Below are 25,907 nucleotides of genomic sequence, written 5' to 3'. Positions count from 1 at the left end.
GTGAGCCCCACCCTGTCCACGGCTGGCCTTTCGGACAGGTGGGACTGGCCGTTCGGCCGGCCGGGAGGAGGGGGCCGTCGACCGAAGCTGGAGACCGAACCGGCGACCTGAGGAGATGTCATGGAAGCGATCGTGTACGACGAGTTCGGCGGCCCGGACGTGCTGCGCCACGAGACCGGCGTCGCGGTGCCCGAACCGGGCCGCGGCCAGGTCCGGGTGAAGGTGGCCGCTGTCGGCGTCAACCCGGTGGATCACAAGCGCCGTTACGGCTGGGTGGAGGCGTTCTACCCGACGACGTTCCCGGCCGTGCCGGGCCTGGAGTTCGCCGGAACGGTGGAGGCGCTCGGGCCGGACGTGAACGGCGTCGAGGTCGGTGACGAGGTCCTCGGCTGGACGACGACCGGCGCGTACGCCGAGTACGCCCTGGCCGAGCTGTTCGTGCCCAAGCCGGCCGGCCTGTCGTGGGAGCAGGCGGCGAGCCTTCCGGTGGCGGGCGAGACCGCCGCGCGGGTGCTGGCCCTGCTCGGCGTCGAGGAGGGCGAGACCCTGCTCGTGCACGGCGCGGCGGGCGTGGTCGGGTCGGTCGGCGTCCAGCTGGCGGTCGCGGCGGGCGTCACGGTGATCGGCACGGCGTCGGAGGCCAACCACGGGTACCTGCGCGAGCTGGGCGCGATTCCGGTGACGTACGGCGACGGCCTGGCGGACCGGGTCCGGGCGGCGGCGCCGGGAGGCGTCGACGCGGTCTTCGACGCGGCGGGCCACGACACGCTGCCGGTCTCGATCGAGCTGGTGGCGGGGCGCAAGGACCGCATCGTCACGATCGCGGCGACGGACGCGGCGGAACACGGCATCGTCTTCTCCGGTGTCACCGCGGCGCCTGAGGTGGTCCGCGAGGGGCTGACCACGCAGCTCGGCCTCATGACGGAGGGCCGCCTGTCGATCCGACTGGCGGAGACCCTTCCCCTGAAGGAGGCGGCGCGGGCTCAGGAACTGAGCGAATCGGGCCACGTGCGCGGCAAGTTGATCCTGCTGCCGTAGATGCCGCCTGGTTCGCTGCGGGCCCCGTGGCCGGACCCGCACCGGGCGTCCCCGGCCCCGTGGCCCGTACCGGCCTTGCCCGGGGCCGCACCCAGCCTGCGGGCCAGTACCGGTGGCCAGGTCCGCGCCGGGCGTCCCCGGCCCCGTGGCCCGTACCGGCCTTGCCCGGGGCCGCACCCAGCCTGCGGGCCAGTACCGGTGGCCAGGTCCGTGCCGGGTGTCCCCGGCCCCGTACGGGGCCTTGCCCGTGGCCCGTACCGGCCCTGGCTCAGGGGTCTGTACCGAGGCTGCCCGGGCCTCACCGAGCTTGGACCCGGGGCCGTATCCGGCCCGCGCCCGTTCCCACCGCCGTCGCGGGCCTCCGCCAGGCCCGCGCCGCGTCCACGCCGGCCGCCGCCCAGGCCTCACCGCCCTCGCGCGGGGCCTTCGCCGGGCTTGCGCTGGTCCTCACCAGGCCCGCACACGTACTCACCAGGCCCGCGCAGGCGTTCGCCAGGCCCGCGCTGGTCCCCGCGACCCCCGCGCACGCCCCACCGACCCCCCGCGCAAGCCCGCCACCCGCGCGGGGCGGGGCGGTGACCCGGCTCCGACCCCGGTCACCGCCCCGTTCATCCACCTTCCTCGCTCAGCGCGTCGCGCGCCACGCGGGGAGCGCCGAGGCCGCCACGGCGACCGCCCCGCACATCCCTGCCGCGGCTCCGACCGCGCCCCACGGCACCGACAGGGCGACCGGCGCGGACAGTGCCGCGAGCCCCGCCCCCAGCACCCCCAGATCGACCGCCGTCACCGCGAGGCCGAGGAACGCGCCGATCGCCACCGCCAGGGCCGCCTCGCCCGTCACGACCCGTACGATCTGGCCCCGCGTCGCGCCGGCCAGCCGGAGCGAGGCCAGCTCCTCGCCCCGTACCGACGTCGCCATCAGCAGCGTGTTGGCGAGCGCGATCACGGTGTAGACGAGCGCGATACCGAGGACCAGGAGCAGGCCCAGCCGGGTCTCGCGGCTGGTCGTGGGGTGGGTGGCGGCGGCCCACGCCTCCACCGTGCGCACCGTCCCGCCCGCCGCCGCGAGCGCCTCCGGCCCGGGGCCGACCGCCTCCGCCTCGATCCGGTCCACCACCGCGCCCGGCGCGTTCGCCCGGGTCACGTACGGCCCGTTGTCCCCCGTCCCGCGCGCCAGGACGGCCACGACCCGCAGCCGCACCGGCCCGCTCCCGTCCGCGAGCCACACCTCGACCCGCTCGCCGACCGTCCGCCGCTCCCACTCCTCGTCGACGACGATCGACCGGTCGTCGAGGTCCCGTACGTCCCCCGCCACCACCGGCAGCCGCGCCAGGTCCGCGAACGCCGCCGGGTCGGAGACCGCCCGGGCCCCGTACTTCACGAGCGCCTCGGCGCCGTCCCGTACGAAGACGGAGGTGGCGCCCGTCGCCGACGCACCGGGCACCGGCCGCAGGTCCTCACCGCTCACCACCCACCGAGCGGCCGTCTGCTCCCGTGCCTCCGCCGCCTTCGTGCTCGTCACCGTCGTCGCCGAGCCCAGCAGCGAGCCGGCCAGCGCGACCGTGACGAGCACGGGCGCTGCCACGGCGGCGGTACGGCGCACGGCCGCCGCGCTGTTCTCCCGTACGAGCATCCCCGTCGCTCCCGGCAGCCGCAGGGCGCGCGCCACCGGCCGGACGAGCAGCGGGGCGAGCAGCGCGACGCCGGTGATCAGAAGCATCGGCACCGTCGTGTACGTCTTCCGCTTCAGCAGCTCCGAGGGCTCGGTGACGCACGTCCACACGAGCAGCCCGGCGCCGGTCAGGAGCAGTCCCGTACCGAGCAGCGCCCGGCCGAGCGGCAGGACGTCGGTGTCGACGTCCGCCTCGCGCAGCGCGGCCGTCGGGCCGACCTTCCCGGCCCGGCGGGAGGCGGCCACGGCCCCGGCGAGGGCGACGGTCACCCCGGTCCAGAAGGCGGCGTGCAGCGGCCAGGTGGCCGCGCCGATCGTGAACCAGTCGGGGGCGAGACCGCCGTCGACGAGTACCCGCGCCAGCCACGGCGCACCCCACGCGCCGAGCGAGCAACCGGTGGCCGAGGCGAGGACCCCGACGCCCGCGGCCTCGGCGAGGAGCATCCGCCGCACCTGGCCGGGCGTGGCCCCGGCGGTGCGCAGCAGGCCGAACTCCCGCCGCCGCAGGGCGACCGCGAAGGCGAAGGTGGAGGCGACGACGAAGACGGAGACGAAGGTGGTGACTCCGCCCGCGGTGCCGAGGAGGGAGTTGAGGGCGACGAGCGCCTCGGCGTCCCGCCCGGGCTCGGGGTCGGCGAGCCGTCGCTCGTTCCCGGTGAGGACCTGGGCGCGGTCGCCGACGAGGGTACGGATCTCGGCGGCGGGGCCGTGGACGCCGACGGCGTCGGGGCCGCCGGCGGTGGTGACGGTCCAGCGGGCCTTCAGCTCGCCCAGGAGTTCGGTGTCCACAGGCTGTGGACGGTCGAGCGGGCGGGAGACGGAGGCCGTGTCCGGCCCTCGCCGGACGTCGACGGTGACCGCGTCCTTCCCCTTCACGACCACCGGCGCGGACGCGAACCGCTGGGGTGCGCGCTCGGGGGCGTCGAAGGTCGAGGCGAGCCCGAGGCCCATGGTGGTGAGGAGCCCGACGCCGAGGGCGAGGGCGAGGAAGCTGCCGAGGAAGGCGGCCCAGCGGGCGCGGAGCCCGGAGAGGACGACGGTCAGCATGCGACGGCCCCCGTCTGCGAAGGCGCCCCTTGTGCCCCCGACGGACCCGACGGACCCGACGTCCCACACGGTGCCGCCACCGCCACCGCCACCGCCGCCGCCGCAGACACCGCCGACACCGCCGACGTCTCCAGTCCCGCCATGCGGGCCGCGACCGCCTCGACCGTCGGCCCGTACAGCTCCCCCTCCACCCGTCCGTCGACCAGGAACACCACCCGGTCCGCCCGCGCCGCCGCCACCGGATCGTGCGTCACCATGACAATGGTCTGGCCGTCCCGGTCCACCAGCTCCCGCAGCATGGTCAGAACCTCACGGCTGGTGGTCGAGTCCAGCGCACCGGTCGGTTCGTCCCCGAAGAGCACCGCCGGCCGGGTGATCAACGCCCGGGCGATCGCCACGCGTTGCTGCTGTCCGCCGGACAGCTCCCCGGGGCGGTGCTTCTCCCGCCCGCCGAGCCCGACCCGTTCCAGCGCCTCCCGCACCTCGCGACGCGACGGGCGGCGTCCGGCGAGCCGCAGCGGCAGGGCCACGTTCTGCGCGGCGGTGAGCGAGGGGAGCAGGTTGAACGACTGGAAGACGAATCCGATCCGGTCCCGCCGCAGCAGTGTCAGGCGCCGCTCGCTCAGTCCCTCCAGGGCGACCCCGCCCACCTCGACCGTCCCGCCGGTCGGCCGGTCCAGACCGGCCGCGCACTGCAGCAGCGTGGACTTGCCGGACCCCGAGGGGCCCATGACGGCGGTGAAGGTGCCGGCACGGAAGTCGAGGTCGACGCCGTCGAGGGCGCGGACGTCGCGGTGGTGGCGGCGAAGGTCGGTGAGGCGTACGGCCGTTGAGGTCATGGCTCAAGCGAACCGTTTCCGCGACCGCCGATCACGACCACTGGAGGGCGTCTGCGGGGTATGCCTGGCCCTACCCCCGCCGTACGGCTAGCCCTGCCGTACGGCTAGCCCTGCCGTACGGCCGCCACGAACACCTCCAGCGCGTCCAGCGGCTCGCGGCCAAGGAGATCCCGCAGGTCGCTCTTCACCCCCGTGCCGTCCATGAAGCCGTGCGCGATGGCCGAGTACGTCCCCGTCAGCATCGGCACCTGGAAGGCCATGGCCCCGGAGGCCGCGATCGCGGTGCGCGCCTCGGCGAGCGTGCCGGGGGTGTACGTGGCGCCGAGCGCGGCCGCCAGGTCCGCGCCGCCGAGAGGGCGTTCGCCGACGAGCTCGTAGGTGCGGCCCGCGTGCCGGGCCGGGTCGGTGGCGACGGAGACCGCGATCTCGGCGAGGTCCTCGCGGGCGACGGCGGCGAGCCGACCCTCGCCGAGGGGGCCGGTGATGCGGTTGCCGGCGTCGGGCGTGGCGATCCAGGTGAGGAACTCGGCGTAGAGGCCGTTGCGCAGGACGGTCCACTCGACGGTCGACCGCTGGAGCCGCCGCTCGGTCCAGCGGTGCGCGAGGGCGTACGGGAGGTGGTCGCCGTCGCCGGAGAGGCTGGTGTAGACGACGTGGCCCACCCCGGCCCGCTCGGCGGCGGAGATGGCGGCCTCGTGACGGGCGATGACGGTGTCGTCCTCTCCGTAACCGGCGGAGATCAGCAGCAGGGTGTCCACCCCGGCGAAGGCGTCCGGCAGGGTGGCCGGGTCGTCGAAGTCGACGAGACGGGTGCCGGGCAGTCCGGCGCGCGTGCCGAGGAGGACGTCGCCGTCGCGACCGGCGAGACGCTCCGCGACAAGCGAGCCGAGACCGCCGGAGACACCGGTGACGAGCAGCATGATTCCCCCTGATTTCGTGATCGTGTTCGGTGAGGATCATTCTGGTGGGGCGGGTCGGATCGCATAAGGAGGCACATTCATGTACGAGGGGCACACGGAGGTAACCACCGAGCCTCTGGTGAGTTGCGCGGAGGAGTGCGGAGTACGGGATGTGCAGGACCGCCTCGGCGACAAGTGGACCGTGCACGTGGTGGTTGAACTGGCGGCGGGGGCGCGGCGGTTCAAGGAGCTGCAGCGGCTGGTCACCGGCATCTCGCAGCGGATGCTCACCCTGACCCTGCGCCGCCTGGAGCGGGACGGGCTGGTGACGCGGACGGTGTATCCGACGACGCCGCCGCAGGTGGAGTACGCGCTGACGGCGACCGGTCACAGCATGACCCACCTGATCAAGCAGCTGATCGACTGGTCGCTCGACCACCGTGCGGTGATCGGTCGGGCGCGTGAGGAATGGGACGCGAAGCAGTCGTGAGCACGACCAGGAGTACGGTCGAGAAGGCCTTCGAGGCCCTGTACACGGACGACGACACGGCCCTGGACACGGCGGCGTCCCTGCTCGCGGCGGACCGGGCGGCGGACGCGGAACTGTCGCGTCGTGGTGAGGAGTTCGTCCGGCGGGCGTGGGAGCGGGGCTGGCAGCCGGCGGATGTCGTACGGCTGGTGCGGCGGGATCTGGCGGAGGAGCACGTGCGGCTCCTCGGCGGGCTGATCGTTTCGGAGACGGCGCGCTACGAGCGCCTGCCGGCGCGCTGGGCGGCGCAGCTCGCCGACCTGGACACCACCCCCGTCCGCGCGGACCGCTTCTCCTCGGCGACGACCTCCCTGGAGCTGTACCGGCTGCTGGTCCGGCTGCCGTCCCTGGAACCGGTGGGCCCGGTGCCGGGCGACGCGCTGCCCGCCGCGGTGGCGGGGGAGCCGCGGATGCTGACGCGGGTGCGGGCCCTGCTCGCGAAGGCGGAGGCGACGGGCTACCCGGAGGAGGCCGAGGCGCTGACGGCCAAGGCGCAGGAGCTGATGGCCCGCCACAGCCTCGACGAGGCGGCCCTGGCGGCGCGGGCGCAGACGGGGGACACCCCGGGGGCGATCCGGATCGGGGTGGAGCCGCCGTACGAACAGGCCAAGGCGATCCTGCTGGACGCGGTCGCGGCGGCGAACCACTGCCGGGCGGTGTGGAGCGAGGCGTACGGCTTCTCGACGGTCGTCGGCTTCGAGGCCGACCTGGATCCGGTGGAGCTGCTGTACACCTCGCTCCTGGTCCAGGGCACGGCGGCGATGACGCGGGCGGAGGCGGAGCAGCGGGCGGGAGGCCGGAAGCGTACGAAGTCCTTCCGGCAGTCCTTCCTGCTCGCCTACGCGAACCGCCTGGGCGCCCGGCTGGCGTCGACCTCGCGCCGCGTGGCGTCGGAGACCCCGACCCTGCTCCCGGCGCTCGCCTCCCGCGAGGTGGCGGTCACCTCACGCACGGACGAACTCTTCCCCGAGACCCGCACGACGCGCGTCCGCGCGATGTGGGACGAGGCGGGCTGGACCCACGGCACGACGGCCGCCGACCGAGCGGGCCTGGGCAGGGGCCACCCGGAGGTGGAGTGACCCTGCGTTCCGGTGCCCGCCCTCACCCCTCCCACGGTTGTGGGCAACTGTTCCGCAGGGGCGGAACGGGTGGGCACAACCCACGACGGCGCCGCACCCGCGGGTACCGCAGGCACCGGGAGCCTGGGCCCGGCAAGGGCGCCGTCGCGTTGTGCCCACCCGTTCCGCCCCCTAGGGCTTCGCCCTGGGGGACCCCCATGCGGAACGATTGCCCACAACGAGGGCAGGGGGGGTGGGGCGGCGCCCCAGGGGAACGCCTGCCCACAACCGGCGGGGGCAGGGCCCCGAAAGCACCGAAACGCCCCGCTTCGTGGATACGCTCGGCCCATGAGCTGGCTCCGCGCCCTGAAGGACACCACCCGCGCGGGCCTCGCCGTCGAGCGGCGGCGGCTCGAACCCCTCGTCGCCGCCCGCGCCGCCCTCGGTCTCGCCCTCGTCGTCGGCGCCGCCCTCGCGCTCTTCGGACCCGGTGTCGCCGTCTCCTCCGCGTTCGGCGCGTTCCAGGCCGCCATCGCCACCTTCCAGCGGTCCTGGCGTCCCCGCCCCACCCTCGCCCTCGCCTCCGGCGCCAGCCTCGCCGTCTCCACCTTCCTCGGGTACGTCACGAACGCCGGCGCCCACCCCGCCCTCTTCCTCGGTCTGCTCGCCCTCTGGACCTTCCTCGCCGGCCTCGCCTGGACCGCGGGCCCGACGGTCGGCATCATCGCCTCCTCCAACGTCGCGATGATGCTGGTCACCGTCACCCTCCCCACCTCCGTCGCCGAAGCGGCCGGCCACGCCGCCATGATCGCCGTCGGCGGGCTGGTCCAGGCCGCCCTCGTCGTCCTGCTCCCCGTCCGCCGCTGGGGCGCCCAGCGCGACGCCCTCGCCGACGCGCTCGCCGCCGAGGCGGACTACGCCCGGCGCCTGCGCCAGGACCCGACCGCCGCCTTCGACCCCGTCCCGCTCATGACCGCCCGCAGCGCCGCCGCCGTCACCGCCCGCCAGGCCCGGCGCCGCCCCGCCGAGCTGCACGGCGCCCGCGCCCTCGCCGAGCGGATCCGTCCCGTGCTCGCCTCCCTCGCCGACCCGGCCGTCGGCGCCTCCGCCGAGGGGCCCGAACGCGACCGCGTCCGCGAGCTGCTCGCGGCCGCCGGAGCCGTACTCGACGCCGCCGCCCACGCGATCCGGCACGGCGAACCCGTCGACCTCCCGCCCGCCGCCCTCGCCGCCCTCCGCACCCCCGACACCGGCGCGATCCTCAGCGGCCCTCCCCGCCGGGCCGCCGTCCGCCTCGCCGCGCTCCTCGACGACGTCGTCGAGACCGCCGAACCCCGCACCGAGACCGCCGCCGACGCCCGCTCCCGCCCCAGCCTCCTGCGTCTCACGCCCGTCGTCGCGGCCCGCATGCGTGCCGAACTGCGCCGCGACTCGCCGATCCTGCGCCACGCCGTCCGCGTCACCACGGTCACCGCCGCCGGTTACGTCCTCGGCTCCGCGCTCCCCCTGGGCCACGGCTACTGGGCCCCGATGGCCTCCGTGATGGTCATGCGCCCGGACTTCTCACAGACGTACGCCCGTTCCGTGGCCCGCTTCGGCGGCACGCTCGTCGGCGTCGCGCTGGCCACCGGCGTCGTCCAGGGCGCGCACCCCGACATGTACTTCTCCGCGGCGCTCTCCGTCCTGTGCGCCTTCGGGATGTACCTGCTGATGCGCACGGGGTACGCCGTCAGCCAGGTCTGCGTCGCCGCCTACGTCGTGTTCCTGCTCGGCATGGGCGGTTCGGAGTGGACGCAGACCGTCTTCGAGCGCGTGGTCCTGACGCTCCTCGGCGGGGTCCTCGCCATGCTCGCGTACGCCGTCTACCCGGCCTGGGAGACGCCCCGGCTGCGCGGTCGGCTCGCCGACTGGCTGGTGGCCGACGGCCGTTACGCCGCTTCCGTCGTCGCCCACTACGCCGATCCGGCAGGCTCGTCCTGCCCGGACGTCCGCGAGGCGCTGCTCGACACCCGGACGGCCCGGATCGCCTGGCAGGAGGCGCTGGACCGGGCGACCCACGAGCCGGTGCGCCACCGGGGTCTTTCGCGCGCGGCGGCGGACGACGCCGGGCACGCCCTCGCCCAGCTCGGCAGGGTCGCCATGCTCATGGAGGCACACCTGCCGGAGCGCGGCGCCCCGCCCGTGCCCGCCGCCGCGACGCTCGCCGAGGCGCTGCGCCGGGCGACGGAGCGGGGCGCGAAGTCCGTACGGGAGCGGAAGGTGCCGGACTGGGACGACGTACGGACGACGCTCGCCACCTGGGAACCACCCGAGGAGCCCCTCCTCCGCAAGAGCGCGCCCCTGCTGCTCGAAGCCCTGGACGCGCTCTCCGAGGCGCTCTCCCAAGAGAACGGCCCCGCGAAGCCCTGACGTCCCGCGAAGCCTGGAAGCCCCCCGGCCCGCCGCCTTCGCTACCAGGATGCCTTGCGCACCCCCGGCAGGAACCCGGCGTGCGCCTGCTCCCGCAGCCGTACGCGCGAGATGCCGAACTTCCGCAGGTGCCCGCGCGGCCGGCCGTCCACCGCGTCCCGGTTGCGTACCCGGGTGGCGCTCGCGTCCCGCGGCTGCCGCCGCAACTCCCGCATCGCCGCCTCGCGTTCGGCCTCCGGGGTGGACGGCCTGCGGATGATCTCCTTCAGCTCGGCCCGCCGTTCGGCGTACCGCTCCACGACGGTCTTCCGCCGTTCGTTGCGCGCGATCTTGCTCTTCTTCGCCATCAGACCTTGACCCCCCGCGCGCGGATCCGGGCCACCGCGGCCTCGATCCCGATCGTGTCGACGGTCTTGATCGCGCGGGCGCTCAGCGTCAGCCGGACGTACCGGCCCTCGCTGGGCAGCCAGTAGCGCTTCTTCTGGATGTTCGGGTCGAAGCGCCGTGACGTACGGCGGTGCGAGTGCGAGATGCGGTTGCCGAATCCGGGCTGTGTGCCGGTCAGCTGGCAGTGGGCGGACAAGGGTGACCTACCTCTCCGGGCGGCTGTTGGTAATGGGAACCATGTTCATTTACTCTACACACCATGGCCCGCAACGAACTCCGCCCGATCATCAAGCTCCGGTCCACCGCCGGCACCGGCTACACCTACGTCACCCGCAAGAACCGCCGGAACGACCCCGACCGCCTCACCCTGCGCAAGTACGACCCGGTCGTCGGCCGTCACGTCGACTTCCGAGAGGAGCGCTGAGCACCCGATGCAGCACGACATCCACCCCCCGTACGGCCCGATCGTCTTCCGCGACAAGGCCGGCGGCTTCGCCTTCCTCACCCGCTCCACGCTGACCAGCGAGAAGACGGTCGAGTGGGAGGACGGCAACACCTACCCGGTCGTCGACGTCGAGATCTCCTCCGCGAGCCACCCCTTCTACACCGGCACCGCGCGCGTCCTCGACACCGCCGGCCGGGTGGAGCGCTTCGAGAAGCGTTACGGACGGCGCGAGGCTCGCTGATGACCGCAGGCCTCTCCGTCGCCCTGGTCGGAGGGCTCCACTCCGACGCCCGCCGCGCCGCCGTGGACCGGCTCCTCGCCACCGTCCCCGGCAGCGTCGCGCTCCATCACGACCTCGCGACGGCCCCGGAGACGGGGACGGTCGCCCGTACCGTCCGCGACGCCACCGGTGTCCTGTCCACCGACGAGACCCCGCTCGTCAACGACTGCGCCTGCTGCGCCCTGCGCGAGGACCTCGTCCCCGAGCTGGAGCGGCTCGCCGATGCCGGACTGACCCGGCTCGCCGTCGTCGAGCTCTGGGACTCGGTCGAACCCAAGGCGATGGCCGAGGTCGTCGCCGCGGCCGGGCTCCGACTCACCGCCGTGCTGACCGCCGTCGACCCGGCCCTGGTCCTGCCCTACCTCGGCAACGGCGACGACCTCGCGGACGCGGGGCTCGCCGCCGCGGCCACCGACCAGCGGACCGTCGCCGACACCTGGGCGCGCCAGCTGGAGTACGCGCCCGTGCTGGCCGTCGTGGACAGCCCCGACGCCGACGACGAGGACCGCGCGCTCCTCGCCCAGCTCCACCCCACCGCCCGGCAGGTCCCCGTCGATTCCGGTACGGAGCTGGCCTCCGCCGCGCTCGGCGGCTTCGACGTCGAGGCCGCCGCGGCCGCCCAGCACCCGGCCTGCGCGCTGCTTCCCCAGGAGGCCGACCAGAGCGGGGTCGCCACCTTCGTCTGGCACCACACGCGCCCCTTCCACCCCGAGCGGCTGTACGCGGCCCTGGAGGACCTGACCTGCGCCGCGGCCCGCAGCCGCGGCCGGTTCTGGCTCGCCGACAGGCCCGACACCCTGCTCCACTGGGACGCCGCAGGAGGCGCGCTCTGTGTCGAGAGCGTCGGCCCGTGGCTGGCCTCGCTGCCCGACGCCGCGTGGGAGATGGTCCCGCCGATCCGCCGGGCGGCCGCCGCCCTGGACTGGCACCCGGAGCACGGCGACCGCTGCCAGCACCTGGTCTTCACCTCACCCGGCCTGGACCGCGAGGGCCTGGCCGAGGTCCTCGACTCCTGCCTGCTCACCGACGCCGAGTACGCCGCCGGGCGCGAGGCCTGGAAACAGCTCCCGCCCGCCTTCGACAACCTTCTGGAGGTCTGACCCGTGCCCCCCAAGTCCCCCCGCAAGCCCGCCAAGCCGCGCCCGAACCCGCTGGACCGCGACGGCATCACGTACATCGACTACAAGGACACCGATCTGCTGCGGAAGTTCATCTCCGACCGGGGGAAGATTCGGAGCCGTAGGGTGACACGGGTGAGCGCCCAGCAGCAGCGGCAGATCGCCCGTGCCGTCAAGAACGCCCGGGAGATGGCACTCTTGCCTTACTCGTCGGTAGCGCGCTGAGTGCACGGAGTCGCGTAGTCACTACGCCACGCCGCGTGCACGTGCATCTGCTCATGCATGGGCAAATGAACGCAGCTATGATCCGAGGAAGTTGACACCTGCACCAGGCATCTCGGGGAGCTACCAGTGCATCATGCGCATCACGCGTACAACGGCATGGCGGCCACGGAGCTTCGCGGTGTCGTGTGGCAGAAGAGTCGGCACAGCAACTCCCAGGGGTCGTGCGTGGAGTTCGCCAAGCTGCCCGGTGGCAACGTTGCCGTACGCAATTCGCGCCACCCCGACGGTCCCGCCCTGGTGTACACGCCCGCCGAGATAGAGGCGCTGCTGCTCGGGGTCAAGGACGGGGAGTTCGACCACCTGGTGTGACGTGTGCCGACCGCGCACGGACGAGGGAACGAAGGGCCCCGGCATCCGCGCCGGGGCCCTTCCCGCGTACACGCCTCACTCCGGCCCGAGCCGGAACAGCGCCCAGACCACCTTGCCCTGGAGCGTCCCGGCCAGCGGGTGCCATCCCCAGCCGTCGCTGAAGGAATCGACCAGGAACAGACCCCGCCCGGACTCCGCGGCGAAGTCCTCGTCCCCGTCGCGCGCCTCCGGGCTCCGGTGGCTCGGATCGCGCACCGCGCACACCAGTCGGCTCGTCCAGCGCATCAGGTGCAGGCGGACCGGGGGTGCGTGCCGGCCGTCCTCGTCCTGAGAGGTGCCCGACGGCAGCGCGTGACGCAGGGCGTTGGTGACGAGTTCGGAGACGACCAGGGCGACGTCGTCGAAACGTTCGGTCAGCTCCCACTGCGCGAGGGTCGACTGCGTGAACTTCCGTGCGCCGCGCACCGCTTCGTAGCGCGGCGGAAGGGCGCAGGAGGCGGAGCTGGAGACGGCAGCGGCGTCGATCGGCGGAAGCCCCTGCCGCAACGGCTCGAGCATGGTCGATCCATTCGTCCCCATGCGAGGCACTCCCGGGAATCGCGTCTGTGGTGCGACAACACGAACGAGTACGCAGCTGCGCGGGGTCCATGGTTCCGAATGCGACCAAGGGATGCAAGGGCAGATGCACGTGCACGCGCCGGACCTGTCCCTCCCCGCGCCGATTCTGTGCATATCTTCTGCCGCCTACTTTCGCCTTGATCAGCAAGTCGCCCTGAACATGCCGCCTTTGCGTAATCGGATGTGTACGGGCTGAAGCGTTTAGTGGCAGAATCCGGGGGCCCGAGACCGCGAAGGAGAGGCTGGAGCCGTGACCGCAGTCGAATCGAGCGGAGCGAGCGGGAGCGTCGTGCGGCGCATCCTGCTGGGTTCGCAGCTGAGGCGGCTGCGCGAATCGCGCGGCATCACCCGCGAGGCGGCCGGCTATTCGATCCGCGCGTCCGAATCCAAGATCAGCCGCATGGAGTTGGGACGGGTGAGCTTCAAGGCCAGGGACGTCGAGGATCTGCTCACGCTCTACGGCGTCAGTGACGAGGCCGAGCGCGGCTCGCTCCTCGGGCTCGCCCGCGAGGCCAACGTGGCCGGGTGGTGGCACAGTTTCGGTGATGTGCTGCCCGGCTGGTTCCAGACGTACATCGGCCTGGAGGGCGCCGCCTCCCTCATCCGCGTCTACGAAGTCCAGTTCGTCCACGGCCTGTTGCAGACCGAGGCGTACGCACATGCCGTCGTCACCCGCGGTATGCCCGGCGCCCCGCGCGCCGAGATCGAGCGCCGCGTCGCGCTGCGCCTGGAGCGCCAGAAGGTCCTCGTCTCCGAGAACGCGCCGATGTTCCACGCCGTCCTCGACGAGGCCGCGCTGCGCCGTCCGTACGGCGACCGGTCCGTGATGCAGGGGCAGTTGCGGCATCTGATCGAGATCTCCGAGCACCCCAACGTGGCGCTCCAGGTCATGCCGTTCAGCTACGGCGGGCACGCCGGCGAGAGCGGCGCGTTCACGATGCTGAGCTTCCCGGAGTCCGACCTCTCCGACGTCGTCTACCTGGAGCAGCTGACCAGCGCCCTCTACCTCGACAAGCGCGAGGAAGTCGCCCAGTACGCGCGCGTGATGGAGCGGCTGCGCCAGGACAGTCCCGATCCGGCCGAAAGTCGCGATCTTCTCCGCGGGCTCCTTCAACTCTCGTAGGACGTCAGTACGATGACGTGGCATCAGACGTCAGACGTGAGGCGTCGGACGTCAGTCGTCACCTTGGTCACCGTCGCCACAGAGTCCGCCACCGCGGGTTAAGGGGTCTCGTACATGTCCTACTTCACCGACCTGGCCCACCAGTACATCGACGGCGAGTGGAAGCCCGGCAGCGGCTCGTGGGACATCATCGACTTCAACCCCTACACCGGGGAGAAGCTCGCCTCGATCACCGTCGCCACCGCCGACGAGGTCGACCGCGCCTACCGCGCAGCCGAGCGCGCCCAGCGCGAGTGGGCCGCGACGAACCCGTACACCCGGCGGCTCGTCTTCGAGCGTGCCCTGCGGATCGTCGAGGAGCGCGAGCAGGAGATCGGCGACACGATCGTCGCGGAGCTCGGCGGTACGCGCCTGAAGGCGGCTTTCGAGCTGCACCTCGCCAAGGAGTTCCTGCGCGAGGCCATCCAGCTGGCGCTGCGCCCCGAGGGCCGGATCCTGCCCTCCCCGGTCGACGGCAAGGAGAACCGCGTCTACCGACTCCCGGTCGGCGTCGTCGGTGTCATCTCCCCCTTCAACTTCCCCTTCCTCCTGTCGTTCAAGTCGGTCGCCCCGGCGCTCGCGCTCGGCAACGCGGTCGTGCTCAAGCCGCACCAGAACACGCCGATCTGCGGCGGCACGCTCGTCGCGAAGGTGCTGGAGGACGCCGGACTGCCGGCCGGGCTCCTGAACGTCGTCGTCACCGACATCGCCGAGATCGGCGACGCGCTGCTGACCCACCCCGTCCCGAAGGTCATCTCCTTCACCGGATCCGACAAGGTCGGCCGCCACGTCGCCACCGTCTGCGCGCAGAACTTCAAGCACGCCGTCCTCGAACTCGGCGGCAACAGCGCGCTGATCGTCCTCGAGGACGCCGACGTCGACTACGCGGTGGACGCGGCCGTCTTCAGCCGCTTCGTGCACCAGGGCCAGGTGTGCATGGCCGCCAACCGGATCCTGGTGGACCGCACCCTGGAGGCGGAGTTCACCGAGAAGTTCGTCGCCAAGGTGAAGACGCTGCGCGTCGGCGACCCGGCCGACCCCGCCACGCACATCGGCCCGCTCATCAACTCCCAGCAGGCGGAGTCGGTGTCGGCCGTCGTCGAGCAGGCGGTGGCGGGAGGCGCGACGGCCCTGCTGCACGGCTCGGCGGACGGCAACGTCGTCTCCCCGTCGGTCCTGACCGGCCTCGCGGCCGACGCGCCCGTGCTGAGCCAGGAGATCTTCGGCCCGGTGGCCCTCATCGTGCCCTTCGACGGCGAGGAGGAAGCGGTACGGATCGCCAACGACACGCCGTACGGCCTGAGCGGCGCCGTCCACACCGGTGACATCGAGCGCGGTGTACGGGTCGCCCAGCGCATCCACACCGGCATGATCCACATCAACGACGGCACGGTGGCCGACGAGCCGATCGTGCCGTTCGGTGGCGAGAAGCACTCCGGTATCGGCCGGCTGAACGGCGACGCGATGATCGACGCCTTCACGACCCAGAAGTGGATCTCGATCCAGCACGGCCGGAGCCGGTTCCCCTTCTAGGACAGCAACTGTCCTACACGGTTCGTAACGTGATGGGTGTCGGAAAGGGCGAAGGCCCTCCGGCACCCATCCTTCGTTCAGACATGAAAGGCGGACGACCATGGTTGCTCTTGTTCCCGCGGAGGCCCAGGGTGACGAGCGCGGAGCGTTCCTCAACTTCGTCGAGGCCCAGCGGGCCGCCCTCCGGCGCGCGGTCCTCGGGCTGACGGAGGAGCAGGCGGCGAGCCGCCCCAGCGCGAGCGAGCTCAGCCTGTCCGGTCTGATCAAGCATGTCGCGGAGGTCGAGCTGAATTGGCTGCGCCTGGCGCAGCAGCGGCCGAACGAGCGGCAGCGCACCCGCGAGACCTGGGGCGAGGCCTTCCGGCTGACGGACGAGGAGACGATCCCGCAGGTGCTGACCTTCTGGGAGGGCGTCCAGAAGGAGACCGAGGAGTTCGTCCGGGAGGTGCCGAGCCTGGACGACACCTTCCCGCTGCCGTCGGCGCCCTGGTTCCCGAAGGACGGGCGGGTCTCGGTGCGGTGGATGCTGCTCCACCTCGTCCAGGAGATGGGCCGGCACGCCGGGCACGCGGACATCATCCGGGAGTCCCTGGACGGCCAGGACTCGTTCTCGCTGATCGCCCGGGAGCAGCGGGGTTGACCCTGTGGCGCCGCGTGTGCCTCGTACGCCTCGTACGCCTCGTACCCTAGTCAAAATTGACGAGGGAGGTGGTGGGGATGTCGGCGATCCGGCTCCTCGTCCTGGGCGCGGTGAAGCAGCACGGCCGCGCCCACGGCTACCAGGTCCGTAACGACCTGGAGTTCTGGGGCGCGCACGAGTGGTCCAGCGCCAAGCCCGGCTCGATCTACCACGCGCTCAAGCAGATGGCCAAGCAAGGCCTGCTGCACGCGTACGAGATCGCGCCGAGCACGGCGGGCGGCCCGCCGCGGACCGAGTACGAGGTGACCGAGAAGGGTACGGAGGAGTACTTCGCGCTGCTGCGCGAGGCGCTGACCACGTACGACCAGAAGATGGACGTCCTGTCGGCGGGGATCGGGTTCATCGTGGACCTCCCGCGGGCGGAGGTCGTGGAGCTGCTGCGGCGACGGGTGCGGGCGCTGGACGAGTGGCGGGCGGCCGTCACCTCGTACTACACCCCCGAGGGCGGCCCGCAGCAGCTCGGGCACATCGGCGAGATCATGCACCTCTGGGTGCACTCGGCGGACGCGGGCAAGGAGTGGACACTCGATCTGATCGAGCGGATCGAGGCCGGTGCGTACTCCTTCGCCGGTGAGGGCGGGGAGCCCTTCGTGGGCGTGCTCGCCGAGGGCGAGGAGAACCCGTTCGCGACGGGGACGCCGGACGAGTATCGGGATTAATCAAGTTTGACTAATGGCGAGGGCGGGCATACGTTCGGCGGTGGTCAAATTTGACTACCGGGCCGTGAGGCCCGACGGGAGGAGCGGGATGACTGACGCGATCGTCGTCGAAGGCGCGCGGAAACGGTACGGGGACAAGCAGGCGCTCGACGGTCTCGACCTGGTCGTGGGCGCCGGCACGGTGCACGGGGTGCTCGGCCCCAACGGCGCGGGCAAGACCACGACGGTGCGGATCCTGGCCACGCTGCTGCGGCACGACGAGGGCCTGGTGCGGGTGGCCGGCTTCGACGTCCGGACCCGGGCCGCCGACGTGCGGCGCAGGATCGGGCTGCTCGGTCAGCACGCGGCCGTCGACGAGGAGCTCGGCGGCCGGCAGAACCTGGAGATGTTCGGGCGGCTCCACCACCTGGGCGCCCGGCGGGCCGGCGCGCGGGCCGACGAACTCCTGGAGCGCTTCGGGCTCGCGGACACCGGCCGCAAGCCCGTCAAGCAGTACAGCGGCGGGATGCGACGCCGGCTCGACCTCGCGGCCTCGCTGGTCACCGAGCCGGACGTGCTGTTCCTCGACGAGCCCACGACCGGGCTCGACCCGCGCGGCCGGGGCGAGGTGTGGGAGTCGGTGCGCTCGCTCGTCGGCGGAGGGACGACCGTCCTGCTGACCACGCAGTACCTGGAGGAGGCCGACCAGCTCGCCGACCGGATCTCGGTCGTCGACCGCGGCCGGGTCGTCGCCGACGGCACGGCCGACGAGCTGAAGGCGAGGGTCGGCGGGGACCGCATCGACGTCGTCCTGCGGGACGGGCGGCGGCTGGACGAGGCGGCACGGCTGCTGCCGGCCCTCGGCTCCGAGGCGGTCGTCGACAAGGACCGGCGCCGGATCAGCGCCCCGGTGACGGACCGGATGGCGGCGCTGGCCGAGACCGTACGGGCCCTGGAAGCGGCCGGGATCGAGGCGGAGGACATCGCCCTGCGCCGCCCGACCCTCGACGAGGTCTTCCTGCACCTGACCGATCGTGAGAAGGAGGTGGCGGCGTGAGCGCGGCGTATGTGATGAGCGACTGCTGGACCATGACCCGGCGGGAGCTGGCGCACTGGGCGCGGCAGCCGGTCCAGGTGGTCGTCGGACTGATCTTCCCGATCATGATGCTGCTGATGTTCGGCTACCTCGTCGGCGGAGGGCGGGAGATCGAGGGCGCGTACGTCGACTTCCTCGTACCGGGCATGCTCACGCTCACCATGGTCTTCGGCCTCGAAGGCACGATGACGGCCGTCACGCGGGACCTCGACAAGGGTGTGATCGACCGCTTCCGCTCGATGCCGATGGCCGACGGCGCGGTGCTCGTGGGGCGTTCGGTCGCCGACATGCTCCAGTCCGCGGCCGGACTGCTGCTGATGATCGGCGTGGGGTACGCGATCGGCTGGCGGGTGCACGGCGGTTTCGGGGGCTTCCTGGGGGCCGTGGGGCTGCTGCTCCTGCTGCGCTTCGCGATGCTCTGGATCGGCATCTTCCTGGCGCTCGTCGCGGGCCGGGCGGAGCTGGTGCAGGCCGTCCAGATCCTGGTCTGGCCGCTCGGCTTCCTCTCCAACGCGTTCGCCTCGCCCGAGTCCATGCCGGGGTGGCTGGGCACGGCCGTGGAGTGGAACCCGATGTCGGCGACGGCGACGGCGGTACGGGACCTCTTCGGCAACCCGGGCGGCGAGCCGGGGCACGTGATGGCGGCGGTGGTGTGGCCGCTGGTGCTGCTCGCGGTCTTCTTCCCGCTGGCGGTACGGAAGTTCAGGCGGCTGAGCGCGTAGGGGAAGGTGAGGGGAGCGTGGTGGGAACCCCGAGCGGCCGAGCGGTGTAACTAAGGCAGACGGTTCACCGCGGACCGGGCGAAGGGCGGGGGGACGGGCGATGCGCAAGCTCTACGGAGTGGTCGGCGCCGTCGTGGCGCTGGTGTTGACGGCTTGTACGGGGGCGGGGGCGGGGACGGGGGCGGGGTCTTCGGGCTCGCGGGGTTCTCCGGGGTCTCCGGGTGCCGGGGCTGCCGGGTCTTCGGGTGCTCCGGTCGCCCCGCCGCCGCGGATACCGTCCGCGCCGGAGCTGCCCGGCTGGTCGCACAGCGTGGGGTTCGCCGCCGACGGCAGTGGGTTCACCCTGCTCGCCTCCTGCGTCGAGGACGAGAGGGTCCCGGCCAACGGCTTCTGCCGGCAGCACGTGGCCGTCCTCGACCGGGGCGCGAAGGAGTGGACGATGCGCAGGTCTCCGCTGCCCGAGACCCGGGGCGGGGTCGGCGTCTCGTCGAGCCTGCTGGTGCTCGGTCCGGGGCGCGCCCTGATCGAGGAGGGCGGCGCCGAGCCGGAGGCGCGGCGGACCTGGTTCACCCGGGACGGCGGGCGGAGCTGGCGCCAGGGCGACCTGAAGACGGTCGGCACGGCTCTGGAGATACCGGCCGGCGCCGTCCTCACCACCGACTGCGCGCGGCCCGCCGGATCGCAGGGGGACGACTGCGCCCAGGAGCGGCTCGTCGTGGTCTCCCCGCAGGACGGCCGGCGACGGGCGCTGGCCCGCGGGCCGCTGCTCGGCGCGCACCCGAGGCCGGCCGAGCGGGCGGAGCCCGACGGCTCCTGGTGGGTCTCGGGCACCGATCCGGTCACGGGACGCTCGGCCGTCGCCGTGTCGCGGGACGCGGGACGCAGCTGGACGCCGAGCCGGCTGCCGAGCCCCACCACCGCCCCCGGCCGGCACACGACGGTCGTGGTCGGACCGGACGCCGTGTACGCGGCGGAGATGGGGGAGCTGAAGGGCGGCGAACCCGTCAAGAACCCCCTGCGGGCGCTGCACCGCTCGCTGGACGGCGGCCGCACGTGGGAGCGGATGTGGACGACCGGGCCGATGCTGGAGCCGCGCACGCTGCAGGGGCTCCCGATCGCGGGCCCGGGCGGCAGGGTGGTGATCGGCGCCGAGGACCGGGAGTACGCCAGCACCGACGGCGGCCGCAGCTTCCGCCCCACGGGCGAGGGCTCCCGCTTCACCCGCCGCACCCCCATCGGGCTGCTCCGTCAGGGAACCACGTGTCTGTACGACATATCGGCCGACGGGGTGCGCTGGGCGGAGTTCCGCCTCGCCTGCGAGGACGAGGAGTCCTGAGGGCGGTCCGCCGGGCTCAGTGGTGGAAGGAGGTCGCGGCCTGCCTGTCATGGCTCAAGGGACCCGGCTGCATCCGCAGTTCCGGCAGAAGCCGTGCCAGGTCCTCGATCAGGAGCCCCGCCAGGTCCGCCGAGAAGCCGTTGCGGCAGACCACACGCAGCACGGACAGGTCCTCCCGGTTGGCCGGGAAGGTGTAGGCGGGGACGAGCCAGCCGCGCTCCCGCAGCCGCCGCGAGACGTCGAAGACGTCGAAGCGGGTGACGTCGGGGGCGGTGGTGAACGCGAAGACGGGCAGTTGGTCGCCCCGGGTGAGGAGGTGGAAGTCGCCCATGGCCTCGATCCGTTCGGCGAGTCCGCGGGCGACGTCCCGGGTGGTCTGCTGCACCGCCCGGTAGCCCTCCCGGCCGAGCCGCAGGAACGTGTAGTACTGCGCGACGACCTGGGCGCCGGGCCGGGAGAAGTTGAGGGCGAAGGTGGGCATGTCGCCCCCCAGGTAGTTGACCCGGAAGACGAGTTCCTCGGGGAGCTCGGCGGGCGAGCGCCACAGCGCCCAGCCGACGCCCGGATAGACGAGTCCGTACTTGTGACCGGAGGTGTTGATCGAGGAGACCCGGGGCAGCCGGAAGTCCCAGACCAGGTCTTCGTCCACGAAGGGGGCGACCATCGCGCCGGAGGCGCCGTCCACATGGACGGGGATGTCGAGGCCGGTCCGTTCCTGGAGGGCGTCGAGGGCGGCGCAGATCTCGGCGACGGGTTCGTAGGAGCCGTCGAAGGTCGAGCCGAGCACGGCGACGACACCGATGGTGTTCTCGTCGCAGAGCGCGGCGGCCGCCTGCGGGTCCAGATGGAAGCGGTCGCCCTCCATGGGCACGAGCCGGGGCTCGACCTCCCAGAAGGCGCAGAACTTCTCCCAGCAGACCTGGACGTTGATGCCCATCACCAGATTGGGCCGGGCGCTGCTCGGGTAGCGGTCGGCGTTCCTCTTGGCCCAGCGGCGCTTGAGGGCCATGCCGGCGAGCATGCACGCCTCGCTGGAGCCGGTGGTGGAGCAGCCGACGGCGGCCGCGGGGGAGGGGGCGTTCCAGAGGTGGGCGAGCATGGCCACGCAGCGGCGCTCCAGTTCGGCGGTGCGCGGGTACTCATCCTTGTCGATCATGTTCTTGTCGCGGCACTCGGCCATCAGGACGCCGGCCTGGGTCTCCATCCAGGTGGTGACGAAGGTGGCGAGGTTGAGCCGGGAGTTGCCGTCGAGCATCAGCTCGTCGTGGACCAGCTGATAGGCGGTCATGGGCGGCAGCGGGCCGTCGGGGAGCCGGTGACGCGGAGGCGCGTCGGTCATGCCGCCGACCGGGTTGGCCTCGCCGAAGAACGGGTTGAGGGCGAGACGCCGGTCGGGCTCGGGCGCGTCGGGACCCTTGTGCAGCGGCATGGGGACTCCTTCCGGGGGCGCTCAGCGCAGGGAGGCGCCGGACGCGTCCAGTTCGAGCTGGGGGCGGCCGGTGACGACCAGCCAGGCGGGCAGGGAGGCCAGACAGAGGAGGGCGAGCATCGTGGGCGAGGAGGCGAGGACGGCGGCGACGAAGAGGCTCACCCAGCCCTGCCGGGTGGTCGCGAGCAGGACGCCGAGCACGGCGGAGGAGACGGCGACGGCCGGGTGGATCTCGGGGACGAGGGCCTGGGCCAGCAGACCGAAGGCGGCCCCGATGAACACGGCCGGGAAGATCCGGCCGCCCACGAAACCGCACGAGGCGGCGACCAGCAGGGCGGCGAGCTTGACCACGGCCATCCTGGCCAGCTCGGCCGACGACCATCCGCCGAGGCCGGAGGACAGCTCCTTGATCTCCTCCAGCCCCTTGAAGAGCGTCAGAGGCCCGCCGAGCACGCCCAGCAGACCGAGGACCAGGCCGCCGGCCGGCAGGATCAGCATCGGATGCCGCAGCCGCTTGAAGAGACGGTGGACAAGGGGGAAGCCGTAGCAGGCGAGGAGGCCGAAGAGGGCCGCGGCGGGCGCGACGGTCATCGCGGCGAGCAGATCGCCCCATCCCGGGTCGGTCAGCTCGGGGAGCGACATATCGAAGCTGGGGTGGGCGAGCAGGGTGGTGGTCATGGCCCCCGCACCGGCGGCGACCAGTGGGGCGAAGAGCCGGTCCCACAGCGAACCCCGCCCGCCCGTCTGGTGGACGAGGGCCTCGGAGATGACCAGCGCGGCGGCCACCGGGGTGCCGAAGAGGGCGCCGATGGTGGCCGCGGAGGCGAGCGAGACCCACATCGCCCCGGGCACCGCCGGCTGGGCCTTGCGGCCGAGCCAGTAGGCGAGCGCGACATTGGCCGCGATGATCGGGTTCTCCGGGCCGAGGCTGACCCCGCCGGCCAGCGTCAGCGTGCTCGCCAGCAGCAGCCCGGGGACGACGGTGGGCGCGATCGGGGCGCCGGCGAGATCGGTGGTGGCGGGATCCGGGCCCGCGTGCCCGGGCACCTTCCAGACGACGAGGCCGACCGCGACACCGGTCGCGGTGAGCATGACGATCATCCAGAGGGACGAGAAGCCGCCGATGCCCAGGGCGTCCGGAAGCGTCTCCCACAGCACGTGTTGGAACTCCTCGGAGACCACGCTGATCCCGAGGAAGAGCAGAGCCGCCCCCACCCCCACCACGAGGGCGGGCAGGATCTGCGGCGTCAGGACACGCAGCGGGGTCTCGGAGGAGCGGGGCAGCGGCGCGGACGAGGGGCTGTCAGTGACCACCGGCTCACCATAAGTGCGCAAATGCCGCAGAACATCCCGAAATCAGGGCGTTTCCGCCTTCAGCTCCGGGGAGCGACCACCGCTGCCGTCCCGTACGCGCAGACCTCCGTCCCCACGTCCGCCGCCTCCGTCACGTCGAACCGGAACATCAGGACCGCGTTCGCGCCCCGCGCCCGCGCCTGCTCCACCAGCCGCTCCATCGCCTGGTTGCGGGTCTCCACCAGGGTCTTCGTCAGACCCTTCAGCTCCCCGCCGACCATCGACTTCAGCCCCGCGCCGATCTGGCTGCCCAGATGCCGCGAGCGCACCGTCAGCCCGAAGACCTCGCCGATCACCTGCCGGACCTCGTAGCCGGGAACGTCGTTCGTCGTGACGACCAGCACGTCGGATTCCGGTCCCTGACCGCCTCCGTACTCCTCGATGCCCATACGCATCCACCTCCTGGCCCCAGCCTCGGGCCGGCCGCCCCCGCTCGCACCCCGGAGAGGCCCGGAGGGAGCCCCCGTGGAACCCCGCGCCGTAAGAAAGCGTTGATACTTTGGGGCAGCCGTCCCCCGCCCCCCTCAACCGCAGGAGCCCGGAACCCGTGAACACGCTTGCCCTCGGACCGAGCTGGCTCGACCCGGACTATCTGATCCAGACCTTCGGCCTGATCGGTGTCCTCGTCATCGTCTTCGCCGAGTCCGGCCTGCTCATCGGGTTCTTCCTGCCCGGCGACTCGCTGCTCTTCACCACCGGCCTGCTGGTCACCACCGGCAAGCTGGACACCCCGCTCTGGATCGTCTGCACCCTGATCGTGCTCGCCGCGATCATCGGCGACCAGGTCGGCTACCTCTTCGGCCGCAAGGTCGGCCCGGCCCTCTTCAAGCGCCCCGACTCCAAGCTCTTCAAGCAGGAGAACGTGGAGAAGGCGCACGAGTTCTTCGAGAAGCACGGCCCGAAGTCGCTGATCCTGGCCCGCTTCGTGCCGATCGTGCGCACGTTCACGCCGATCATCGCCGGTGTGAGCCGGATGAACTACCGCTCGTTCATCACGTTCAACATCATCGGCGGCGTGCTGTGGGGCGCGGGCGTGACCCTGCTCGGCGCCTCGCTCGGCAAGATCGACTTCGTGCATCAGCACATCGAGGCGATCCTCATCCTGATCGTGGCGATCTCCGTGGTCCCGATCGTGATCGAGTACCTCCGCGCCCGCTCCCACTCCAAGAAGGCCGCCCGCGCCCAGGCCGACGACGACCACGACACCCCCACCGAGCGCGGCCGCCACGCCAAGCGCTAGAAGCCTCGCGTCCGCTTCGCCGCGCGGCGGGCCGCCGCCGCGCCCGGGGCCTGCATGAAGAGCCGGGCCAGCTCGCCACCCAGGTTCACGCCGATCGCGATCGCCAGGGCCAGGGCCGCCGCCTTCGCCAAGGAGGCGAAGCCCTGGTCCAGGTTGTTCTGGGCGATCGCGAGCACACCGAAGTACGTCGCCGAACCCGGCAGCAGCGGCCCGATCGCCGCCGTCACGTACGGCAGGGACGACGTGTGGTGGTACCGGGCGATCAGCTGCCCGAACAGACCCACCAGGCCCGCCGCCACCGCCGTCGCCATCACCGCCGAGCCGTCCGCCGTCACCGCGATCGACGCGTAGATCACCCACGCCACCCCGCCGTTCAACGTCGCGAACAGCACCGTGTCCCGCGACTGCTGCAGCAGAATCGCGAACGTCGCACACAGCACCATCGACGCCAGGATCTGCACCACCGGCCGCTCGACCGGACTGAGCGCACCGTCCGGACTGAGCTGCGCGTCGAACTGCACGGCCACGTACAGCACCGACAGCACACCCACCACGATCGCCACGAAGAAGTACCCGACCTCCAGGAGCCGGGCCGAGGCCGTGATGTAGAAACCGGTCAGACCGTCCTGCACGGCCGCCACCAGCGCCCGCCCCGGGATCAGCGCGAACAGGCCACCCGTGATGACCGCCGAGGGCCGCAGATCCGCGTGCAGCATCGTCAGCAGCACGCCCATCGCGGCCGGCGGCATCGCCGCCACCAGGAACTGGTAGAACTCCGGCAGCCCGCGCCCCGCGCACAGCCACGCCAGCCGGTCCCCGAGCACCGCGCCGAGCGCCGCCAGGCAGAACACCGTGAAGTCACCGCCCAGTAGCACCGAGGCCGCGCCCGCCAGCACACCCGCCGCCGTCGTCAGCACCCACCCGGGGTACGGGTGCCGGTTGCGCCGGATCTCCGCGAGCCGCCGGTACGCCTCCTCCGGCGTGACGTCGTGCTCCTCCGCGTTGATGTCGGCCAGCAGCTGGTACACCGCCGCCAGCCGGGTGTAGTCCGTGCCCCGGCGCCGTACCGTCCGGTTCGCCGTGATCGGATCGTCCACCAGCGACGGCTGGTACGTGATCGAGAGCAGCGTGAACGTCACGGTCGGCTCGCACCGGTCCAGACCGTACGAGCGGCAGATCGCGAACATCGCCGCCTCGACGTCCTCCGCGCCCTCCCCGCCCGCCAGCAGCAGCTCACCGATACGCAGCGTCAGGTCGAGCACACGGCCCACCGCGGGCCCCGCCTCGTCCTCCTTGCGCTGCGCCTCCGGCACCGGCCGGTCGCCGACCGGAAGCCGCAGCATGGTCCGCATCCGGTCCTGCCAGGGCGCGTCCTTCGACAGCCGCACCAGCGGAATCCCGTGCGCGGGCGTGAACGCCGGCGGCGCGTGCTTCGCGGAGTACGTGGACGGCGGCGCGAACGCCGAACCCTCCGGCTCGGTCGGTGGCTCCGGCGCCAGCCCCTCGGGAACGGCGAACTCGGAGGTCGGATGCTCCTCCTCCGGCACCACCGGCTGATCGACCCCCGCCGGCGGAATGAACGCACTGCGCGCCTCGTCCGACTGGGGCTTCCGGTCCTCCGGGCCGTCCGGCTCCGCGACCACTCTGTCCGTCCTCAATCCCATTCGCCTGTGTCTGCCCAATATGTGCAGTGTCACACGGCCTCACGCGAGACGGGCGGCGCTCCTCCGCAGAGGTGCACCGCCCGTCACGACGTCGAACGTGG

27 protein-coding genes are annotated in these 25,907 nt (G+C 72.6%); 17 read left to right on the top strand and 10 right to left on the bottom strand.

Features of this window, described 5'->3' with window-relative positions:
• Positions 1–120 precede the first annotated feature (120 nt).
• On the top strand, positions 121–1,038 hold the full coding sequence (locus ACFYV5_RS13590) for an NADP-dependent oxidoreductase (protein ID WP_389168094.1): 918 nt from the start codon (positions 121–123) through the stop codon (positions 1,036–1,038).
• A 625-nt stretch (positions 1,039–1,663) separates the two neighbouring features.
• Here ACFYV5_RS13590 and ACFYV5_RS13585 read toward each other — a convergent pair.
• The 3 genes from ACFYV5_RS13585 to ACFYV5_RS13575 form a co-directional block, all read right to left on the bottom strand.
• Positions 1,664–3,757 carry an ABC transporter permease gene (locus ACFYV5_RS13585; protein ID WP_389168091.1) on the bottom strand — a complete coding sequence of 698 codons (2,094 nt, stop codon included), beginning with the start codon at positions 3,755–3,757 and terminating at the stop codon, positions 1,664–1,666.
• Positions 3,751–4,596, bottom strand: coding sequence for an ABC transporter ATP-binding protein (locus tag ACFYV5_RS13580; protein WP_389168088.1), 846 nt, complete (start codon positions 4,594–4,596; stop codon positions 3,751–3,753). Before ACFYV5_RS13580 ends, ACFYV5_RS13585 begins: the two co-directional genes overlap by 7 nt.
• 104 nt (positions 4,597–4,700) lie before the next feature.
• A complete protein-coding gene (locus ACFYV5_RS13575) occupies positions 4,701–5,516 on the bottom strand; it encodes an NAD(P)H-binding protein (RefSeq protein WP_389168085.1) in 816 nt (271 codons plus the stop codon).
• 79 nt (positions 5,517–5,595) lie between these two features.
• Between ACFYV5_RS13575 and ACFYV5_RS13570 the strand changes: the two genes are divergently transcribed.
• From ACFYV5_RS13570 to ACFYV5_RS13560, 3 genes are all read left to right on the top strand, one after another.
• Positions 5,596–5,985: a helix-turn-helix domain-containing protein gene (locus ACFYV5_RS13570; RefSeq protein WP_355113161.1), complete on the top strand. Its 390-nt coding sequence runs from the start codon at positions 5,596–5,598 to the stop codon at positions 5,983–5,985.
• A complete protein-coding gene (locus ACFYV5_RS13565; protein WP_389168082.1) occupies positions 5,964–7,103 on the top strand; it encodes a DUF2786 domain-containing protein in 1,140 nt (379 codons plus the stop codon). Before ACFYV5_RS13570 ends, ACFYV5_RS13565 begins: the two co-directional genes overlap by 22 nt.
• A 327-nt stretch (positions 7,104–7,430) precedes the next feature.
• Positions 7,431–9,491 carry an FUSC family protein gene (locus tag ACFYV5_RS13560; RefSeq protein ID WP_389168079.1) on the top strand — a complete coding sequence of 687 codons (2,061 nt, stop codon included), beginning with the start codon at positions 7,431–7,433 and terminating at the stop codon, positions 9,489–9,491.
• A 41-nt stretch (positions 9,492–9,532) separates the two neighbouring features.
• On the opposite strand, the gene rpsN is transcribed toward ACFYV5_RS13560, so the two are convergent.
• The gene (rpsN, locus tag ACFYV5_RS13555; RefSeq protein ID WP_355113156.1) at positions 9,533–9,838 is read right to left on the bottom strand and encodes a 30S ribosomal protein S14; all 306 of its coding nucleotides are present in this window, start codon (positions 9,836–9,838) and stop codon (positions 9,533–9,535) included.
• Complete coding sequence (gene rpmB, locus ACFYV5_RS13550) at positions 9,838–10,074, bottom strand: 50S ribosomal protein L28 (RefSeq protein WP_355113154.1); 237 nt, start codon at positions 10,072–10,074, stop codon at positions 9,838–9,840. The genes rpsN and rpmB overlap by 1 nt, the downstream gene beginning before the upstream one ends.
• A 63-nt stretch (positions 10,075–10,137) precedes the next feature.
• Here rpmB and rpmG point away from each other — a divergent pair, with 63 nt between their 5' ends.
• From rpmG to ACFYV5_RS13525, 5 genes are all read left to right on the top strand, one after another.
• Complete coding sequence (gene rpmG, locus ACFYV5_RS13545) at positions 10,138–10,302, top strand: 50S ribosomal protein L33 (RefSeq protein ID WP_026252351.1); 165 nt, start codon at positions 10,138–10,140, stop codon at positions 10,300–10,302.
• Between the two features lie 7 nt (positions 10,303–10,309).
• The gene (locus ACFYV5_RS13540; RefSeq protein ID WP_355113151.1) at positions 10,310–10,564 is read left to right on the top strand and encodes a type B 50S ribosomal protein L31; all 255 of its coding nucleotides are present in this window, start codon (positions 10,310–10,312) and stop codon (positions 10,562–10,564) included.
• Positions 10,564–11,703 carry a CobW family GTP-binding protein gene (locus ACFYV5_RS13535; protein WP_389168073.1) on the top strand — a complete coding sequence of 380 codons (1,140 nt, stop codon included), beginning with the start codon at positions 10,564–10,566 and terminating at the stop codon, positions 11,701–11,703. Before ACFYV5_RS13540 ends, ACFYV5_RS13535 begins: the two co-directional genes overlap by 1 nt.
• Positions 11,704–11,706: 3 nt before the next feature.
• The gene (rpsR, locus tag ACFYV5_RS13530) at positions 11,707–11,946 is read left to right on the top strand and encodes a 30S ribosomal protein S18 (RefSeq protein ID WP_137988604.1); all 240 of its coding nucleotides are present in this window, start codon (positions 11,707–11,709) and stop codon (positions 11,944–11,946) included.
• 156 nt (positions 11,947–12,102) lie between these two features.
• Complete coding sequence (locus ACFYV5_RS13525; protein ID WP_030219358.1) at positions 12,103–12,315, top strand: DUF397 domain-containing protein; 213 nt, start codon at positions 12,103–12,105, stop codon at positions 12,313–12,315.
• Positions 12,316–12,390: 75 nt separating this feature from the next.
• Here ACFYV5_RS13525 and ACFYV5_RS13520 read toward each other — a convergent pair whose 3' ends face one another.
• Positions 12,391–12,894, bottom strand: a complete 504-nt coding sequence (locus ACFYV5_RS13520) for an ATP-binding protein (protein ID WP_389168070.1) — start codon at positions 12,892–12,894, stop codon at positions 12,391–12,393.
• Positions 12,895–13,183: 289 nt separating this feature from the next.
• Here ACFYV5_RS13520 and ACFYV5_RS13515 point away from each other — a divergent pair, with 289 nt between their 5' ends.
• The 7 genes from ACFYV5_RS13515 (at position 13,184) to ACFYV5_RS13485 (ending at position 20,120) form a co-directional block, all read left to right on the top strand.
• Positions 13,184–14,056, top strand: coding sequence for a helix-turn-helix domain-containing protein (locus ACFYV5_RS13515; protein ID WP_389168067.1), 873 nt, complete (start codon positions 13,184–13,186; stop codon positions 14,054–14,056).
• Between the two features lie 114 nt (positions 14,057–14,170).
• Positions 14,171–15,628: an aldehyde dehydrogenase family protein gene (locus ACFYV5_RS13510; RefSeq protein WP_355113144.1), complete on the top strand. Its 1,458-nt coding sequence runs from the start codon at positions 14,171–14,173 to the stop codon at positions 15,626–15,628.
• Between the two features lie 100 nt (positions 15,629–15,728).
• Positions 15,729–16,268 (top strand): DinB family protein, encoded by a 540-nt coding sequence (locus tag ACFYV5_RS13505; protein WP_389168063.1) that lies wholly within the window; start codon positions 15,729–15,731, stop codon positions 16,266–16,268.
• A 77-nt stretch (positions 16,269–16,345) separates the two neighbouring features.
• Complete coding sequence (locus ACFYV5_RS13500; RefSeq protein WP_389168916.1) at positions 16,346–16,987, top strand: PadR family transcriptional regulator; 642 nt, start codon at positions 16,346–16,348, stop codon at positions 16,985–16,987.
• A gap of 88 nt (positions 16,988–17,075) precedes the next feature.
• Positions 17,076–18,023, top strand: coding sequence for an ATP-binding cassette domain-containing protein (locus tag ACFYV5_RS13495; protein WP_355113138.1), 948 nt, complete (start codon positions 17,076–17,078; stop codon positions 18,021–18,023).
• 14 nt (positions 18,024–18,037) lie between these two features.
• On the top strand, positions 18,038–18,784 hold the full coding sequence (locus ACFYV5_RS13490; RefSeq protein ID WP_355113424.1) for an ABC transporter permease: 747 nt from the start codon (positions 18,038–18,040) through the stop codon (positions 18,782–18,784).
• Positions 18,785–19,094: 310 nt separating this feature from the next.
• The gene (locus ACFYV5_RS13485) at positions 19,095–20,120 is read left to right on the top strand and encodes a WD40/YVTN/BNR-like repeat-containing protein (protein ID WP_389168058.1); all 1,026 of its coding nucleotides are present in this window, start codon (positions 19,095–19,097) and stop codon (positions 20,118–20,120) included.
• A 16-nt stretch (positions 20,121–20,136) separates the two neighbouring features.
• On the opposite strand, the gene ACFYV5_RS13480 is transcribed toward ACFYV5_RS13485, so the two are convergent.
• The 3 genes from ACFYV5_RS13480 to ACFYV5_RS13470 are packed head-to-tail and all read right to left on the bottom strand — an operon-like array spanning position 20,137 to position 23,291.
• Positions 20,137–21,549, bottom strand: a complete 1,413-nt coding sequence (locus tag ACFYV5_RS13480) for a glutamate decarboxylase (protein ID WP_389168055.1) — start codon at positions 21,547–21,549, stop codon at positions 20,137–20,139.
• A gap of 21 nt (positions 21,550–21,570) precedes the next feature.
• Positions 21,571–22,863, bottom strand: a complete 1,293-nt coding sequence (locus ACFYV5_RS13475) for an ion channel protein (protein ID WP_389168052.1) — start codon at positions 22,861–22,863, stop codon at positions 21,571–21,573.
• 59 nt (positions 22,864–22,922) lie between these two features.
• Complete coding sequence (locus tag ACFYV5_RS13470; RefSeq protein WP_355113130.1) at positions 22,923–23,291, bottom strand: YbjQ family protein; 369 nt, start codon at positions 23,289–23,291, stop codon at positions 22,923–22,925.
• Between the two features lie 158 nt (positions 23,292–23,449).
• Here ACFYV5_RS13470 and ACFYV5_RS13465 point away from each other — a divergent pair, with 158 nt between their 5' ends.
• Positions 23,450–24,142, top strand: coding sequence for a VTT domain-containing protein (locus ACFYV5_RS13465; RefSeq protein ID WP_355113128.1), 693 nt, complete (start codon positions 23,450–23,452; stop codon positions 24,140–24,142).
• On the opposite strand, the gene ACFYV5_RS13460 is transcribed toward ACFYV5_RS13465, so the two are convergent.
• Entirely contained in the window at positions 24,139–25,785 is a 1,647-nt protein-coding gene (locus tag ACFYV5_RS13460) for a threonine/serine exporter family protein (RefSeq protein ID WP_355113422.1), read from the bottom strand. The genes ACFYV5_RS13465 and ACFYV5_RS13460 overlap by 4 nt on opposite strands.
• Positions 25,786–25,907 lie beyond the last annotated feature (122 nt).

The sequence above is a fragment of the Streptomyces sp. NPDC003035 genome, from assembly GCF_042888285.1.
Classification (GTDB): Bacteria; Actinomycetota; Actinomycetes; order Streptomycetales; family Streptomycetaceae; genus Streptomyces.
Note: the sequence above shows the minus strand (reverse complement) of the source record. Positions and strands in the feature narration are given on the sequence as shown.